16 protein-coding genes are annotated in these 16,873 nt (G+C 42.9%); 12 read left to right on the top strand and 4 right to left on the bottom strand.

All coding sequences use genetic code 11. From position 1 onward, the window contains the following. The first annotated feature begins 3 nt into the window (after nucleotides 1–3). From N473_RS23560 to mgtE, 11 genes are all read left to right on the top strand, one after another. Nucleotides 4–975: a KpsF/GutQ family sugar-phosphate isomerase gene (locus N473_RS23560; protein WP_063370078.1), complete on the top strand. Its 972-nt coding sequence runs from the start codon at nucleotides 4–6 to the stop codon at nucleotides 973–975. Between the two features lie 2 nt (nucleotides 976–977). After that, nucleotides 978–1,529: a 3-deoxy-manno-octulosonate-8-phosphatase KdsC gene (kdsC, locus tag N473_RS23555; RefSeq protein WP_063370077.1), complete on the top strand. Its 552-nt coding sequence runs from the start codon at nucleotides 978–980 to the stop codon at nucleotides 1,527–1,529. Further along, nucleotides 1,526–2,077 (top strand): LPS export ABC transporter periplasmic protein LptC, encoded by a 552-nt coding sequence (gene lptC / locus N473_RS23550; RefSeq protein WP_063370076.1) that lies wholly within the window; start codon nucleotides 1,526–1,528, stop codon nucleotides 2,075–2,077. The genes kdsC and lptC overlap by 4 nt, the downstream gene beginning before the upstream one ends. Next, nucleotides 2,064–2,594 carry a lipopolysaccharide transport periplasmic protein LptA gene (gene lptA / locus N473_RS23545; RefSeq protein ID WP_063370075.1) on the top strand — a complete coding sequence of 177 codons (531 nt, stop codon included), beginning with the start codon at nucleotides 2,064–2,066 and terminating at the stop codon, nucleotides 2,592–2,594. The genes lptC and lptA overlap by 14 nt, the downstream gene beginning before the upstream one ends. Beyond that, the gene (lptB, locus tag N473_RS23540) at nucleotides 2,594–3,319 is read left to right on the top strand and encodes an LPS export ABC transporter ATP-binding protein (RefSeq protein ID WP_039608163.1); all 726 of its coding nucleotides are present in this window, start codon (nucleotides 2,594–2,596) and stop codon (nucleotides 3,317–3,319) included. The genes lptA and lptB overlap by 1 nt, the downstream gene beginning before the upstream one ends. 41 nt (nucleotides 3,320–3,360) lie before the next feature. Further along, nucleotides 3,361–4,872 carry an RNA polymerase factor sigma-54 gene (locus N473_RS23535; protein ID WP_063370074.1) on the top strand — a complete coding sequence of 504 codons (1,512 nt, stop codon included), beginning with the start codon at nucleotides 3,361–3,363 and terminating at the stop codon, nucleotides 4,870–4,872. A 26-nt stretch (nucleotides 4,873–4,898) separates the two neighbouring features. Beyond that, complete coding sequence (gene hpf / locus N473_RS23530; RefSeq protein WP_023397244.1) at nucleotides 4,899–5,186, top strand: ribosome hibernation promoting factor; 288 nt, start codon at nucleotides 4,899–4,901, stop codon at nucleotides 5,184–5,186. Between the two features lie 2 nt (nucleotides 5,187–5,188). Continuing rightward, nucleotides 5,189–5,644, top strand: coding sequence for a PTS IIA-like nitrogen regulatory protein PtsN (gene ptsN, locus N473_RS23525; RefSeq protein WP_063370073.1), 456 nt, complete (start codon nucleotides 5,189–5,191; stop codon nucleotides 5,642–5,644). Nucleotides 5,645–5,656: 12 nt separating this feature from the next. Continuing rightward, nucleotides 5,657–6,499 carry an RNase adapter RapZ gene (gene rapZ / locus N473_RS23520; RefSeq protein ID WP_039608160.1) on the top strand — a complete coding sequence of 281 codons (843 nt, stop codon included), beginning with the start codon at nucleotides 5,657–5,659 and terminating at the stop codon, nucleotides 6,497–6,499. After that, a complete protein-coding gene (locus N473_RS23515; protein WP_063370072.1) occupies nucleotides 6,499–6,777 on the top strand; it encodes an HPr family phosphocarrier protein in 279 nt (92 codons plus the stop codon). The genes rapZ and N473_RS23515 overlap by 1 nt, the downstream gene beginning before the upstream one ends. 305 nt (nucleotides 6,778–7,082) lie before the next feature. Continuing rightward, entirely contained in the window at nucleotides 7,083–8,441 is a 1,359-nt protein-coding gene (gene mgtE / locus N473_RS23510) for a magnesium transporter (RefSeq protein WP_063370071.1), read from the top strand. 33 nt (nucleotides 8,442–8,474) lie between these two features. Here mgtE and pmbA read toward each other — a convergent pair whose 3' ends face one another. Continuing rightward, the gene (pmbA, locus tag N473_RS23505; RefSeq protein WP_063370070.1) at nucleotides 8,475–9,824 is read right to left on the bottom strand and encodes a metalloprotease PmbA; all 1,350 of its coding nucleotides are present in this window, start codon (nucleotides 9,822–9,824) and stop codon (nucleotides 8,475–8,477) included. A 150-nt stretch (nucleotides 9,825–9,974) separates the two neighbouring features. Here pmbA and yjgA point away from each other — a divergent pair, with 150 nt between their 5' ends. Continuing rightward, nucleotides 9,975–10,499 carry a ribosome biogenesis factor YjgA gene (gene yjgA, locus N473_RS23500; RefSeq protein WP_063370069.1) on the top strand — a complete coding sequence of 175 codons (525 nt, stop codon included), beginning with the start codon at nucleotides 9,975–9,977 and terminating at the stop codon, nucleotides 10,497–10,499. Between the two features lie 42 nt (nucleotides 10,500–10,541). On the opposite strand, the gene tldD is transcribed toward yjgA, so the two are convergent. Genes tldD through N473_RS23485 form a run of 3 tightly spaced genes read right to left on the bottom strand, consistent with a single transcriptional unit; the run spans nucleotide 10,542 to nucleotide 16,867 of the window. Then, nucleotides 10,542–11,981 carry a metalloprotease TldD gene (gene tldD / locus N473_RS23495; protein WP_063370068.1) on the bottom strand — a complete coding sequence of 480 codons (1,440 nt, stop codon included), beginning with the start codon at nucleotides 11,979–11,981 and terminating at the stop codon, nucleotides 10,542–10,544. Continuing rightward, complete coding sequence (locus N473_RS23490) at nucleotides 11,978–12,805, bottom strand: carbon-nitrogen hydrolase family protein (RefSeq protein WP_063370067.1); 828 nt, start codon at nucleotides 12,803–12,805, stop codon at nucleotides 11,978–11,980. The genes tldD and N473_RS23490 overlap by 4 nt, the downstream gene beginning before the upstream one ends. 33 nt (nucleotides 12,806–12,838) lie before the next feature. Next, nucleotides 12,839–16,867, bottom strand: coding sequence for a YhdP family protein (locus N473_RS23485; RefSeq protein ID WP_063370066.1), 4,029 nt, complete (start codon nucleotides 16,865–16,867; stop codon nucleotides 12,839–12,841). Nucleotides 16,868–16,873: the final 6 nt, after the last annotated feature.

Below are 16,873 nucleotides of genomic sequence, written 5' to 3'. Positions count from 1 at the left end.
AGTATGAAAAACCACAGCCTTATTGAATCTGCAAAACGCGTTTTAGAAATAGAACAAAAAGCCATCAGCGAGCTAAATCAATATATAGACAATACGTTTACGCAAGCCTGTGAGCTTATGCTTGATTGCGTCGGCCGAGTCATCGTGATTGGTATGGGCAAATCAGGTCATATTGGCAATAAAGTTGCTGCCACTTTAGCGAGCACAGGAACGCCTTCTTTCTTTGTTCACCCCGGTGAAGCCAGTCATGGAGATTTAGGCATGATCACAGCTGATGATGTGGTTCTATTGATCTCAAATTCAGGTGAAACGGGTGAAGTAGTCGGTATTATTCCTGTGATAAAAAGAATTGGCGCGCGAGTCATTAGCATGACAGGCAACCCAAGTTCAACGATGGCGCAACAAGCTGATATTCATCTTTGTATCAAAGTATCCCAAGAAGCCTGCCCACTGGGCTTAGCGCCAACAGCAAGTACCACTGCTACATTGGTAATGGGTGATGCATTGGCTGTTGCTTTGCTCGAAGCCAGAGGCTTCACCGCAGATGATTTTGCACTTTCCCATCCCGGGGGCAGCTTAGGTAAAAGACTACTGCTGACACTAGAAGATATAATGCATAAAGGCACAGATGTACCAATGACGCCAGCAGGTAGTTCAATCAAAGAGGCACTGTTTGAGATGTCTGCCAAAGGACTTGGTATGACGGCCATCATTGACGAAAACGCGCAGCTTTGCGGTTTGTTTACTGACGGTGATTTACGTCGAGTGATTGAACAAAAAGTCGATCTACACAACGATACTATTGATTCCGTTATGACTATTTGTTGTACTACGGCATCCTCAGATATGTTAGCAGCTGAAGCGCTCAATATTATGGAAAAGAAGCGGATAAACGGCCTCATTGTCATTGATGAAAACAAGCACCCAATTGGGGCTCTCAATACTCAAGACTTATTACGCGCAGGAGTACTATAAAGATGCAATTTAGCGAGCTTTATCAAGCAATCTCTGTACAGACAAGTGACAAAGCGAAATCTATCAAGCTACTAATTTGCGATATTGATGGCGTATTTTCAGATGGCCGTATTTATCTGGGTAACCAAGGTGAAGAGTTAAAAGCATTCAATACCAAAGATGGTTTCGGGATCAAAGCTTTAATTGAAACTGGTGTTGAAGTCGCCGTCATAACTGGACGACATTCAGAAATCGTTAAGCAACGTATGACTAGCTTAAACGTAAGGCACATATATCAAGGTCAAGAAGATAAAGTCCACGCTTATGAAGAATTGAAAAGTCATTTAAATTTGACTGATGAGCAGGTTGCGTATATTGGTGATGATGGCCCAGATATTCCGGTCATGCAAAAAGTTGGTTTTGCAGTGGCTGTAGCGGATGCGCACCCTTTGGTAAAAAACCTAGCTCATTACACAACCTTAATGCCTGGTGGATTTGGCGCAGTAAGAGAGTTAACTGACTTACTTATGTTGAGCCAAGGCAATGAGCTACTCTCTAAAGGAAGCAGCACATGACTAATTTACGGGTAATTTTACTCGTATTGTTCAGTGCAACTATGTTGTGGCTGTGGTATCCATTTTTGACTCAAACAGAGCAGCCAACGCAGCCAGAAGAGACAATTGCCAAACCAGACTATGTTGCGATTGATTTGAAACAGACTTCCTTTGCCGAAAATGGGCAATTGAGCTATCAAATCACGGCACAAAGAATGGAGCTCTATCAAGAGCTTGGATTCAGCCACTTTGAAGTCCCCATTTTTGTTTTACATAATGGACAACACAATTGGCAGCTCACTGCCAATGAAGCAACTTTATATGAAAATGATACTTTGATTTTAGAAGGCAATGTTAAAGCAACCAATTTAAATGATGCGGCTATGATCACGCATATAGATGCAGACAACCTCCGGCTTGAAATAACTAATCGGATGATGCGCTCAGACCAACCAGTGATCATAACCGGGCCTAATGTAACCATTACAGGTAAAGGGCTAATCGCCGATCTCAATATTGAGGTTATTGAATTAATCAACCACACTGAAACGATTTATGATAAGCAATAAATTAAGTGCAACCATACTGTTAACCTGTGCTATCGGACTTCTTCCGCTAAGTGCGCTCGCCAATAGTAATCCTGAGCAAGTCATCATCAGTTCAGGAAAACAACAAGCACAACTACAAACCAATATTGGCGTTTTTGAAGAAAACGTAGAAATTATTCATGGTCAAAGAAAAATCTTTGCTGACAGACTAGAAGTACACCGCAGAGAAGACCTCGGCGAAAATAAACAATTACTCGTAGCAACTGGTTCCCCAGCTATTTTCCAGGAGCGACAAACTGATGGTAGTTTATTGAAAGCCAGCGCAAATGAAGTTCGCTACGATGTCGCAAATCGATTGTTGACCATCAAAGGGAATGCAGAAATTAGCCAAGCTGGTCAGAAGATTTCTGCTCAAGAGATCCTCTATGATATGGAAAAGCAATTGATCAGCGCGCAAAAGGCAAATGAAAAAGGTAAACGTGTCAGAACCGTTTTACTCCCAGTTGAAAAAGAGCAAGACGGAACCAAGGAGCCATAGTGAGTACACTAAAAGCGACGGCACTGGCCAAAAGTTACAAAGGCAGACAAGTAGTAAAGAATGTTGAACTAAGTGTTGAAGCAGGTAGCATTGTTGGTTTATTGGGCCCAAATGGCGCGGGTAAAACAACCACGTTTTATATGATTGTTGGTCTAGTACCCAGTGATAAGGGCGCTATTCATATTGATGAGCAGGACATTACGTTACTGCCGATGCACAGTAGAGCCCGTTTAGGGATTGGTTATTTACCGCAAGAGTCTTCAATCTTCAGAAAATTAACCGTATATCAAAATTTAATGGCGATCCTTGAAACGAGAAAAGACCTCAATAAGACTGAGCGAGAAAGAGTATTAAATGAATTACTGGATGAATTTAACATTCAACATATTCGTTCAAGCTTAGGCATGGCACTCTCCGGTGGAGAGCGCCGCCGAGTAGAAATTGCTCGCGCTTTAGCCGCTGATCCAAAATTTATTCTATTAGATGAGCCTTTTGCTGGCGTTGATCCCATTTCAGTGTTAGATATAAAGAAAATTATTGAGCATTTAAAAAATCGTGGGATCGGCGTTCTGATCACAGATCATAACGTTCGTGAAACATTAGACGTATGTGAAAAGGCATACATTGTTTCTCATGGTGAATTAATTGCTTCAGGTAGCCCTGAACATGTTTTAGCGGATCAAACCGTTCGAGATGTCTACTTAGGCGAACAATTCAGGCTATAGTTAAGAACAAGCGTAACAACGAAAAGGATTGTTAGAGATACATGAGGCAATCGCTACAGCTGCGCATGGGGCAGCAATTAACAATGACACCACAGTTGCAACAAGCAATTCGCTTGCTGCAACTGAGCACATTAGACCTCCAGCAAGAAATTCAAGAAGCGCTGGACAGCAATCCTTTATTGGAAGTAGAAGAAAACGAACAAGAAACTTTTGAAAATGGTCTAGATAAACCCCATGAACAGGCGCAGGCAACAGACAAGTCAGAGTCTAATACTGAAGAGCAAGTAGAACCGCAACTCAGTGATTATGAGCAAGACACAGACACCGCGCTCAACAAAGAGACACTCAGTGATGAGATGGCTATGGATGTCACATGGGATGAATATATCAGTGCGGCACCTGTCAGTTCGTCTGGGCCTATGCCTGAAGATGAAAGTGTTTATCAAGGTCAAACTACCGAAAGCCTTCAAGAGTATTTGATGTGGCAGTTAGAGTTAACGCCTTTCAGTGCGACAGACAGACTTATTGCGCTATCTATTGTTGAAGGGGTTGATGATTCTGGTATCTTAACCGTCTCTTGCGAAGATATTCTTGAAAGCTTAAATAAAGACAACGACCAAGATCCTATTGAGCTAGACGAAGTTGAAGCGGTATTAAAGCGTATTCAACTATTTGACCCAGTTGGGATCGCCGCTCGCAGCCTTCAAGAGTGCCTAATTGTTCAATTAAATCAATTTTCATCGGAGACTCCTTGGCTCGAGCAAACTAAACAGGTCATTGATGAGCACATCGATCTATTAGCAAATCGTGATTATCGTACTATCATGAAGAAAACAAAGCTCAAAGAAGGTGAGCTTAAAGAAGTGATGACGTTAATTCACAGCTTGAACCCCAAACCAGCTGCCAGTATTGTGCAAGAAGAAGCTGATTATGTGATACCTGATGTCTCCGTCAAAAAGGTAAAAGGTCGCTGGGTCGTTGAACTTAACCCTGACTCTATGCCTAAGATCAGAGTCAACGACCACTATGCTGCTATGTCACGATCGGTAAAGTCTAGCAGTGACAGTCAGTTTATCCGCTCACATTTACAAGAAGCCAAATGGTTTATTAAAAGTTTAGAAAGCAGAAATGAAACTTTATTGAAAGTTACTAATTGCATTGTTCAGCAACAACAGGCATTCTTTGAACATGGCCCTGAGGCAATGAGACCTATGGTACTCAATGATGTTGCTGAAATGGTTGATATGCACGAGTCGACAATTTCTCGTGTAACAACGCAAAAATATATGCACACGCCTCGCGGCATTTATGAATTGAAATACTTCTTCTCGAGCCATGTTAGTACCGAGAACGGTGGTGAATGCTCTTCAACAGCAATTCGAGCGCTCATCAAAAAGCTAATCGCTGCAGAAAACTCAGCTAAGCCGTTAAGTGATAGCAAAATTGCAGATGTGTTAGCAGATCAAGGTATTAAGGTGGCAAGACGTACTATTGCCAAATACCGAGAGTCTTTGGCTATTCCACCGTCTAATCAGCGTAAAAGCTTGATTTAGGCGTAACAAAAGAAGGAAAAATGCTTATGCAACTAAATTTAACTGGTCGCCATGTAGAAATTACCGATTCATTAAGAGACTACGTAACAAGTAAGTTTGCGAAGCTAGAAAGGCATTTTGATCACATCAATAACGTTCATGTAATCTTAGATGTCGAGAAACTCATACAAAAAGCAGAAGCGACGTTACATGTGAATGGAGGCGAGCTATTCGCTTCAACAGAACATAAAGACATGTACGCTGCCATTGACGGTTTGATTGATAAATTGGATAGGCAGGTCATTAAACATAAAGAGAAGCTAACTCGACATTAACCATGAAACTTAGCACACTAATTTCCGAGGACTGTAGCAAAGCTGCGGTCCTTTTTAATAGTAAAAAAAGAATACTCCAATATATCAGTGAACTGGCACAACAAAAAATACCAAACGCCAATCAACATGATATCCTTGAAGCACTCCTCAATCGTGAAAAATTAGGCAGCACAGGTATAGGGAAAGGGATAGCTATTCCGCACGGTCGATTATCAGGTCTTAATGATGTTGTCGCTATTTTACTCGTGAATCAACAAGCCATTCCTTTTGACGCTTATGATGATCGCAATGTCGATATTTTTGTTGCACTCATCGTACCAGATGGTGAAAATAAACAACATTTAGAGACCTTAGCGAGTATCGCTGGTAAACTAAATGATAAACATTTTTGTAAGCGACTTAGGCAAGCAAGTAATGATAACGAGCTTTACCAAGTCCTTGTTGAATATGATAAATAATAGGAATTAACTGTGGAGCTCATAATTATCAGTGGCCGCTCTGGCTCAGGTAAATCTGTTGCATTAAGAGTATTGGAAGACTTAGGTTATTACTGCGCTGATAATATTCCTGTCAACCTGCTACCGGCTTTGGTCCGCAGTGTTTCAGACAGTTATAATAAAATCGCTGTCAGTATCGATGTAAGAAACTTACCAAAAGAACAACAAGAGTTTCACGATATTTTGGAATACTTACCTGGCTTTGCTAAACCACAGGTTTTTTATCTAGATTGTGACGACCAAACATTGGTCAAGCGTTTCTCAGAAACCCGTCGTTTACATCCACTGTCACTAAATGACCTTCCCCTTGATTTAGCCATTAAACAAGAGAGAAACTTGCTTGATGTATTAATCCGACGTGCTGATGTAACCATAGATACAACCGACTTGAGTGTGCATCAACTGGCTGAGAGTGTGCGTGAAAAAATCTTAGGTCAAAAAGACAAACAGCTGATTATTACTTTCGAGTCGTTTGGTTTTAAACATGGTATTCCAAAAGAAGCTGATTATGTCTTCGACGCACGATTTTTACCCAACCCTCACTGGGAACCAGAATTAAAGCCTTTAACTGGTTTAGATCAACCTGTCATAGATTATTTATCTAGCCATAGCATAGTGCAAAAATTTGTGTGGCAGATCCAAACCTTTATGCAAACTTGGCTCCCTCATTTAGAACGCAATAACCGCAGCTACCTGACGATTGCGATTGGATGTACAGGCGGTCAACATCGTTCTGTTTACTTGGCTCAAACACTTGGAGAGCGTTTTCAAAGAACGCATTCTAATGTGAAAATTCGTCACCGAGAACAAGAATAATGACACAGTCGCAACAAGGCGTTTTTCTGATAAAAAATAAATTGGGATTGCATGCCAGAGCAGCTACGGTATTGGCACAGCTCTCTACACAGTTCGATGCGGATATTATCCTGTATCAGGGAGAAAAAAGTGCACCAGGTGATAGCGTACTTGCCTTACTGCTATTGGAAAGTAGCCAAGGAAAGGAGGTTAAAGTCACATGCACAGGTCCAGATGCTCACGATGCTTTAATTGCCATAGGGAACCTGATCGAGAACAAGTTTCACGAAGATGAATAGCAAATAGACATCATCTAGGCCACTACTCTTTAATTCTGCATTCATATTGCTGCCAGCGTACTAAAAATGTCATAGATTACTTTTAATTTAAACAGCTATAATCATTATATTATTTTTTCTATTACAATATTATAGGTAGCAACGATTGAAGCCATGACACTTCAATTTAACGTCTCCCTAATAAGAACTGACGATACTAGAACGCGAACTACATTCGCGTTGATAAGTCGTAAATAACGAAGTCGCCTTCTGTAACGGCTCACAATACATTGTCACTTTTTCTATAATTTGAATTTTGGACGCCTATGCCTGACGTTTTTGAACAAGACTATACACTGGAACAATTACAGCAAGTAACCAAAGCAATAAACAGTGGACAGTTTGTTCAAGTAAGACAAACGCTGGCTGAGATCCCGCCTTGTGATACGGCCCTTTTACTCGAGTCCTCTCCGCACAAAATAAGAACTACACTCTGGCAATTAGTTGATCCGGATATACAAGGTGATGTACTCGAAGAGTTATCCGAAGATGTCCGCTTAAGCATCATTGCCAAAATGGAGCCTGAGCTCATTGCGGCAGCCACAGAAGATATGGATGACGATGATCTCGGCGAAGTGCTTAGAAGCTTGCCTGTGCCCATCTACCAAGACGTTATCAGTGCTATGGACAGTCAGGATAGGGCGCGCGCTACACAGGCCCTATCCTATAACGAAGGCTCCGCAGGCGCGTTAATGAATGGAGATACGATCACCATTCGCCCCGATGTAAGTTTGGATGTTGTATTAAGATACTTGCGCCTCAAAGAGGAGTTGCCTCAAGGTACCGATGACCTTTATGTTGTGGATAAAGAAAACCACTTTTTAGGCTCGTTACCGATCGGAGTTTTACTGACGAACCCACCTGACAAGCTCGTGCAAGAGTTGATGAATGAAGAGCGAGAAACCATTCCTGTTACTATGGCCGAAAGCGAAGTAGCACAACTATTCGAGCGTCATAATTGGATCTCTGCACCTGTGGTCGATGACCACACTCAGCTACTCGGTCGGATCACCATTGATGATATTGTTGATGTCATCAGAGAAGATGCTGAACATAGCTTGATGAGCATGGCCGGTCTGGAGGATGAAGAAGATACCTTTGCGCCTGTTATGAAAAGTAGCCAAAGACGTTCAATTTGGCTCGGGATTAATCTGCTTACGGCTTTACTCGCAGCCTTTGTCGCGAGCTTTTTCGAAAGCACCCTAGACATACTACCCATTTTAGCTGTACTCAATGGCATTGTGCCAAGTATGGGTGGAGTCGCAGGCAGCCAAACTTTAACATTGGTAATTCGCGGTATCGCCCTTGGTCATGTCAATCAAACTAACCAAAAGTTTTTACTCGGAAAAGAACTCGCTATCGGGGCTTTAAATGGCGTGCTTTGGTCTTTGCTTATCGCGGGTGTAGTAGCTCTATGGCAATGGGACTTTAAGCTCGGCGCAGTCATCGCCTTTGCTATGTTTATGAACTTAGTCGCTGCGGGCATAGCTGGTGCCAGTATTCCTTTGATACTAAAACGTATGAAGATAGACCCAGCACTCGCAGGCAGCGTTGTGCTCACCACAGTTACGGACATTGTGGGCATTTTTGCTTTCTTAGGAACGGCTACTTGGTTTTTACTCTGAGCTTAGCTCAGAGTATCTCAACACTATCAGTGATTATTCACCCGCGACCTGCATACTTTCAATCAAGACTGAACCTGTTTGTACCGCACCGCGTAGTTCAATGTCCCCCCCAATCGCTTGGATATTTTGGAACATATCTTTCAAATTACCAGCGATGGTAATTTCACTTACCGGATACTGTATCTCACCATTTTCAACCCAAAAACCTGCAGCACCGCGAGAATAATCACCAGTCACCGTATTCACACCTTGCCCCATCAACTCTGTAACTAACAAGCCTGTGCCCATTTCATTAAGGATGGCTTTGAGGTCATCATGTGTCTTGTTCACTAACCAGTTGTGGATCCCACCAGCATGACCCGTCGCCTGCATACCCATTCTTCTCGCCGCATAACTGGTCATTAGATAAGTTTGAAGCTCCCCACCTGCAATAATATCTCTGTCTTGTGTATAGACACCTTCACTATCAAACGGCGTTGAAGCCAACCCTTGCAAGAGGTGTGGCTTTTCTTGAACGGTGACACATGGATTAAAAATTTGCTTTCCAAGTGTATCGAGTAGGAAGCTAGACTTACGGTACAAAGCCCCACCGCCAATTGCCGATACCAGATGTCCAAATAAGCTATTGGCGATATCCGCACGAAAAACAACCGGTACTTTCATCGTCGACAACTTTTGGCTACTAAGTTTTGCCAATGTCGACTGCGCGGCTTCCACTCCGACAGCTTGTGGTTCTTTTAAGTTGTCATGTTTTCTAGCAATACTGAAAGCCGAATCACGTTGCATCATGTCACCTTCTTGGCCAATGACCATCGTGCTTAAAGTATGACGTGAGCGAGGAAAGCCCGCTAAAAAACCGTGACTATTACCATATACCCTTAACCCTTGATGAGAAGCCAAGCTGGCCCCGTCTGAATTGACGATACGCTCATCAAACTCTAATGCAGATTTTTCAGCTTCAATACAATGCTCAATCGCTTCTTGTGGAGATAAACTCCAAGGGTGATGCAGATCCAGATCGGGAATGTCTGTTGCCATAAGCGCTTTATCAGCAAGCCCATTGCACTCATCATCAGCCGTATATTTTGCAATTTCAATGGCTTTTTTAACCACTGAACGTAAAGCTTGCTCACTTAGATCCGCTGTAGAAGCAGAGCCTTTGTGATTGCCAACGTACACGCTGATCCCCAAACTGCCGTCTTGATTAAACTCAATCGTATCAACTTCACCCATTCGAGTACTAACAGACAGCCCTGAGGTACGACTCATTGCCGCTTCAGCGGAAGTTGCGCCCAATTCAGAAGCCATAGTTAACACTTCTGAGACGGCATCTTTCACTTCGTCGATTTGATGGTATATAGAACCAGCTTGGTTATCATTCATGTTGCTTTTCCAAATACTTGTAAACACTTCAATCCTAACACAGGACATACAATTTCGCTGATATAGATTGCGAATGACCTCACTATAGCGATATTTTTCTGCGCTTCTTGGTATAATCAATATTATTGTAATATTAAATGGCCTAATATCATGGCAAAAAAACCAGATCATAACGTCGAAGACGAAGAAATCATCTATGTGTCAAAGAGTGAATTGAAGCGAGATGCGCAGCAATACCAGCAACTGGGCATTGATATTGCCGAATTAGGTAAAAAGCAACGAGAGAAGCTTCCACTCACTAACGAACTCGTTGAAGCGATGGCCCTTGCTGACAAAATTCGCGGTAAACACGATGCGTATCGTCGTCACATGAACTACATAGCAAAAGTACTGCGTACCACAGACAATGTTGAACAGCTGCAAACTGCTTTGGATATGTTACTGAATAAGAACAATCAAGCCGAAGTTTTACTTGGTCAAGTCGAAAGAGTGCGTGATGATGTACTAAAGCTAGGTGACAGCAAGATTAATGAATTGCTTGAGGCACACCCATCAATGGAGCGCCAAAAACTGCGCCAACTAGTGCGCCAAGCAAATAAAGAATTGAAAGCTGAAAAGCCTGCAAAAGGTTACAAAGAACTCTTCCAATATTTAAAAGAAGCCATCTTACCTTAGTATGTTATGTAAGGGGAGTCGCGCCTCCCCTTACATCAGTGGTTAAGCTGTGCCGCCCACGGTCAGTTGATCAATCTTAAGGCTTGGTTGACCTACCCCTACAGGGACACTTTGACCATCTTTACCGCACACACCAACGCCTCTATCCAGTGAGAGATCGTTACCAACCATAGAGATCTGCTGCATAGCTTCGGGACCGTTACCAATCAAAGTCGCCCCTTTAATTGGTTGGGTCACTTTACCATTTTCAATTAAGTACGCTTCTGATGCTGAGAATACAAATTTGCCTGACGTAATATCGACTTGGCCACCGCCAAAGTTGCTCGCAAATATCCCTTTTTTCACTGAACTGATAATTTCTTGCTGTGTGCTCTCTCCAGCCAACATGTACGTATTGGTCATTCTCGGCATAGGGAGGTGTGCAAAAGACTCTCTACGAGCATTACCAGTTGGTTGAGTCTCCATTAGACGCGCATTCGTTTTGTCTTGCATATACCCTTTCAAAATGCCGTTTTCGATCAGCACATTGTATCCCGCAGGTGTACCTTCATCGTCAATGTTCAATGAACCTCGACGGTTGGCCATCGTGCCATCGTCTACCACTGTACACAGTGAAGATGCCACTTGCTCACCCACTCGGCCACTAAAAGCAGAAGCACCTTTACGATTGAAGTCACCTTCCAATCCATGACCGACGGCTTCATGTAACAAGACACCCGGCCAACCCGACCCCAATACCACAGGCATCGTCCCCGCAGGCGCATCAATCGCAGTTAAATTAACACGCGCTTGCCTGACAGCTTCTTTTGCATAACTCATCCAGCGCGGCTGACCGTCTTCTAATTCTTTAAAATAGCCATAATCTAAACGTGCGCCACCACCTGCACTACCGCGCTCTCTACGTCCATTATTTTCAAGCAATACGGAACAATTTAATCGCACCAGTGGACGAATATCTGTTGCAAACGTACCATCACTTGCAGCGATTAAGACCTCCTCATAGACTGCAGCAATTGAACAAACCACCTGTTGCGCGTCCGGTGCCAGTTCCCTAATTGCATTGTCTACTTCTCTAAGCAAGGTGATCTTCTCTTCGTCACTCATACTCAACAAAGGTTGCACAGGTTGAAACTGTATTGGTGCCTTAACGTCTGTAAAAACCTGTATCGTTTTGGATTCACCTTGCTGTGCAATCGACCTCGCAGCCTCGGCAGCTTGGTTGATGGCCTCTAAATTAATCGCGTCCGAGTAGCTAAACCCCGTTTGCTCACCACAGACTGCCCTTACACCAACACCTCGTTCAATATTGTAGCTGCCCTCTTTGACCTTGCCATCTTCAAGCACCCAAGTTTCATTGTAACTGGACTGAAAATACAGATCGGAATAATCCACATTATATTGATGGATATAATTAAGTGTTTGTTCCAGCTGCTCTCTAGTTAACTGACTATCAGCTAACAAGCTTTTTTCAACTTGATTCATATCATATTGCTCTTAAATCGATTGTGCTTGAATACAGGCATCGCATGCCTAATATCATACAGCTCGGTAAAATCTAACTGTCTTTGAATGGGCTGCAAAGATAGCATACTATCATCCAACACCTCTCCCCATGGAGAAATAATCACACTGTGCCCATAAGTTTCTCGCCCGTTTTGATGTAACCCAACTTGGGCCGCTGCAATAACAAAACACTGCGTTTCAATCGCTCTGGCCTGCAGTAATGGCAGCCAATGTGCTTCCCCTGTTACGGTAGTAAATGCACTGGGTACTAGCAATATATTCGCTTTCTGTGCACGTTGAACCTGATAAAGGCCTGCAAAGCGCATGTCGTAACACACACTTAAGCCTAGTCTACCAAATGGACTATCTACAACAACAACTTCACTGCCAGCTTCGGTAAAGTCTGATTCTCTGTAGCGTTTAGATTGATCACTGACATCCGCGTCAAATAAGTGAATTTTATTATACTGAGCGACCAGCTGACCTTGATCATCAAATAAGCAACTAGCCGCATAATATTTCTCCCCAGTCGCTTGAATAGGAATTGTACCTGCATGCAGCCAAATATTTCTCTCTTTGCAAAGCTGCGAGATTTTATCTATCCACACATCACTTGATTTAGCGACGTCAAACGTATCACTTCCATTTGCACAAAATGCCAACCAAGCTTCAGGTAAGCAAACTAACGTAGGGGACTCAATACATATGGCATTGAGTTGCTCAGTTAAATATCGAAAGTTATCTTCCGGGACACTCCCTGAACACATCGGGATGACGACTAGATTGGCCTGCTTTGCTCTCATTATATTGCTTTAACCCCAGCGTAAATATCTAACTTAAAATACAATGTCAGTGTTTTCATTGAGCGCTTTGCTAGCTTGTTTATCCTTTTTTTCAGCTTTTTCATGCGTTTTGTTTGATGGCCTAACGTCTGACTTTTCAGGATTCTTTTGCGCTTCAACAGCTTGCTGACCTGCTCTGAGTTTCGCAGGTGTAGAAGATGGTGGATCGACTTGCTTAGGCTTGCTTTGTTTACTCTGATGGGTATCTTGTACCTCAGTTGAAGGGGTTGGTTTAGCTTCTTCAGGCGCTTTGACACCCGGTAAAGTGACTTCTCGACTTTTTCTATCAACCTCTGTCACAACGGGCTCTTGCATCGTGCCTGTCACTTTAAAATTAATTTCAGAAATAACTCGGGCTGAGTGGATCACTTTATCAATAGCTAACGCTGCAAGCCCGGTTACAGGATTCACCATCCAGCCCACAATGACCGGTAAACTTGACGTAACTTGAGGCGCAATGGCCAAATCATAATTGATTTCATGGGTCTTTAAATTGACATACCCTGTAATGCTTAGATCGGCAGGTACACCATCCATTTTTGTGTCCCGCGTGTATGCAACCCCATTCTCTATCTGCAAGCTGCCTTCCATCTGATTATAGAAAAACCCTTTTGCAAACACATCACGAAAGTCTAATTTTAACTTTCGAACTAACGAGTCTAAGCTCAGTAGTGAAAAAACACGTGCGCCTTGGTCACTGATGTCTGTTAAATGCCCTTCACCAAGTTGCCACTGGATCTCCCCACCCAATGTCTCCCAATCAAAGTCGTACGGTGCTGCGCGCCAATTTAGATCGAAGTCAATGTTCGCTTGGGAGTCCTTAACAGTGGAAGTTATATCAAACTCTTCCATTAAATCGCCAAAGTCCGCACTGCTTAAATTACCGTTAACATGAGATACACCATCTTGCCAGCGCCCTGTCGCCGAGAGAGTATGTGTGCCTTTATCAACATTGAGGTTACTGATTATCAGTTGCTCACCATTGCCTGAAAATGCCAGATTCACCCTATCTAACTGATATTGGTTAATGCGGCAATCATCACAGCCAAACTCTATGGCAGGGATATTGACTAACCAATCGTCTCCCCCTATCTGCGCTTTAGGTGGTTCTATTACTTCTGTCTGCTGTGAATTAATCCGTAGATAGTCCGCTTGCACACGAATAGGCCTGGTATCTTGTCTAGGCAACTGCACCTGTGCCCTAAGCTCTTTACCATTCAAACGCATTTCAAACCCGTCACTGTCAGGCTTCATGAGCATTTCAACATCGTTGAACAAGATCTTGCCAACATAAAGTTGACCTAAATTTGCCCGTATTTCACTAAATTGGGGTAATAAACTTTGGGCTTGTTCAGTGGTGCCCGTACTTTGCTCAATGACCCTATCGAGAAATTCAAACCAACTATCGAGTTGTAATTCATCTTGGTCAATGGTCACGGAGAAACCGGGTCTATCTAAGCCCCTATTCTGCTTGCTGATAACTAAGTGTGCTTTATCAAACTGTCCGCTTTGATTATCTAAAATCCCATTAAAGTAAAGTAGATCATTAATGTTTGCTGTGATCAGGTTAGAAATATCATCCCCTCTCACCTCACCAATTAACTTTCCTTTCGTCTGTGCTAACTTGTTATACGGCGCAGGCAGTGTCACTGCAGTTCCACTTAGATCTGAGCTAAAGCTCGCCAAATAATTAAACCCTTGCTCGGTAAAATTCAATGCCACATTAGTATCTAGCAAGGTAGTACCCGCTATAAACCCATCCATCAGGCCCGTCCCATGAGGCAATAACGCTTCGCTGTTCGCAAGCAATGATGTTTGCACATTCACTTCATAGCCTTGTTTATCGCCACTGCCCCTCACAGAGAAATCGATGGGCATGGTAAGCCAAGTTGCTTTCGCATCTATAAGCTGAATGTCATCGTCATGAAAAGTAAGCTCACCATTCACGTTATCAAGCTGCATGCCCGGCTTACTTAAGTAAATTCGGTTGTTATTCAGTAGTACCTTACCTTTAGTAAGCACATTCAGATCTTTAAGATCGATATCAAGTTCGATATCACCTTTAGCAAGCCCTTGCCCTTGCACAACTTCAAATACATTAACTAAAGGATCTGCAATGGGACTGTCTGCAAAAAAGTCTTTTAAACTGGCAGCCTCAGTTTGCTGTTTGATTCTCACATAAAGATTATCGGCTTGTTCAAGATCCGGTAAACTTACGAGTACTTCACCGTCTATGGTCTGATTAGACAGCTTGCCCGAAGTTGCTAAGATATCCATGCGTTCATTGTGGAAGTGTAGCTCAACGCCCGCATCTTTGACGCTTTGCCAATCAGGAGCAAATAAGAACTCCGCACCCTGTATCTTCGCTAATACCTCAAATTGCCCCTGCTTATCACGAAATGGGAACGCCGTTAACGGTCCTGATAGCAGTACTTGGGCACGGACATCTTCCCCAGCAATGATCCCGCGTTCTAGATATTCAACAAGGTTACTGTGCATTAAATCAAGGGGGAAGTAATGGCCCGCAATAGATGCATCTTTGGCAAATGCCTCAGCATATAAATCAAGCTCAGGGTACTCGAACAATCGAGTATGAAACTCAAGTGCCACAGCAATTTGCTTGTTACTGGCCCACAGGTTGTCTGAACTAACATGCCAATTATCTTGCTTATCCTGCCAAAAATGAAGATCACCATTGAGTTCATCAATATCAATGGGAGCTTTAAAGCGCGGTCCTGTGACAAGTTGCTGCTGATGTGCACTGACACTGACGACACCTCGCTGCCCTTGCCAGTTAAACTCAAGGTTAAGTCCTTTAAGTCCAGGCGCGTTGTCGCTCTCTTGCCAACCTATATTTTCTAGCGCCCCCCAAGCGGCTGCGCCTTCACTATCATTGAAGGTAAGCTTTGCTTTACTCAATTCGCCATGAAATTCACTTTGTTCAATACCTTTGGCCCAGTCGTAGTGTGTTAATGCTAAGGCATGAGCAATGGGCTCTAAATCAAATTGTTGTATCCAAAAAGTAGAGTGTGTGTCTGACCACTTTCCTTGAAAATACATGGGTGGATAATGTTGCTCATTGCTGCGAAAACGAAACTCAGAACTTGAAAGCGACCAACCGTGCTCAACGGGAACAAAACGGACTTGACCGGATTCCAGACCTAATTTATTAGCCTGACTACTATCTGACCAAGTGACGTAGCTTGGCTGAACTTCAATTAAGATATCTTGTAATTTACCCAGCTCTAACTGTGCCCAAAGCTGACCATTAATACTCGCACTTAAATTACGATAATCATCATCTAAGTGCTCATCGATAAGATCCAAAACATTCAGATCCTGCGCTTGAAGATAAATATCTCCAGCAATCTCATGTAAGCTTTCTCCTGACAGTTTAACCCGCGTATTCAAGCTGCCTTGCGATAGACTTGGAAAGATTAATCGGCCTTCGCCATGGTGAGCATTGGTACTATTTTGCCATACCATGTCTTGAACAAGCACCTTGTGGTAATTGTCATCCTCGATAAATAACTTTACTTCACTGTTTTGCACCGCAAAGTGACCAGTTTCACCTAAAAATAGGCCTTCAAGCAAAGCTTGTTGCTCAAACTCACCTGAGCTTTCAGCTAAATTGAGCCGATCTAAATGGATATTGGCTTTAAAGCCATCAAGTACAAAATAATTGGATACTAATTGCCACTGCCTAAGAGACTGCACCACATTCACTTGCAAGCTGGTGTTATCGATATGCAAGGAGATAGGCGCATTTTGATTATCTTCGAAATTCACATTTTCAAGTACCAGCGCAGGCCCAGTCCCCTGCCAACTTGCGCTGATTGAGCCAATGCTTAATTCGACATTAAGTTGACGATAAATTAAAGATTCAATGCTTGTTTTGTAATCATTGGCATATGGGAGGCTTAGTTTCAGCAGCGAAACCAAAACCGCCACAATGACCAGCGTAACAGCAAAAACCTGCCAAACCTTGCGAATACAAAAAAAACAAATTGTTTTGGGGTGCATATCGGC

The sequence above is a fragment of the Pseudoalteromonas luteoviolacea CPMOR-1 genome, from assembly GCF_001625685.1.
Lineage (GTDB): Bacteria > Pseudomonadota > Gammaproteobacteria > Enterobacterales > Alteromonadaceae > Pseudoalteromonas > Pseudoalteromonas luteoviolacea_K.
Note: the sequence above shows the minus strand (reverse complement) of the source record. Positions and strands in the feature narration are given on the sequence as shown.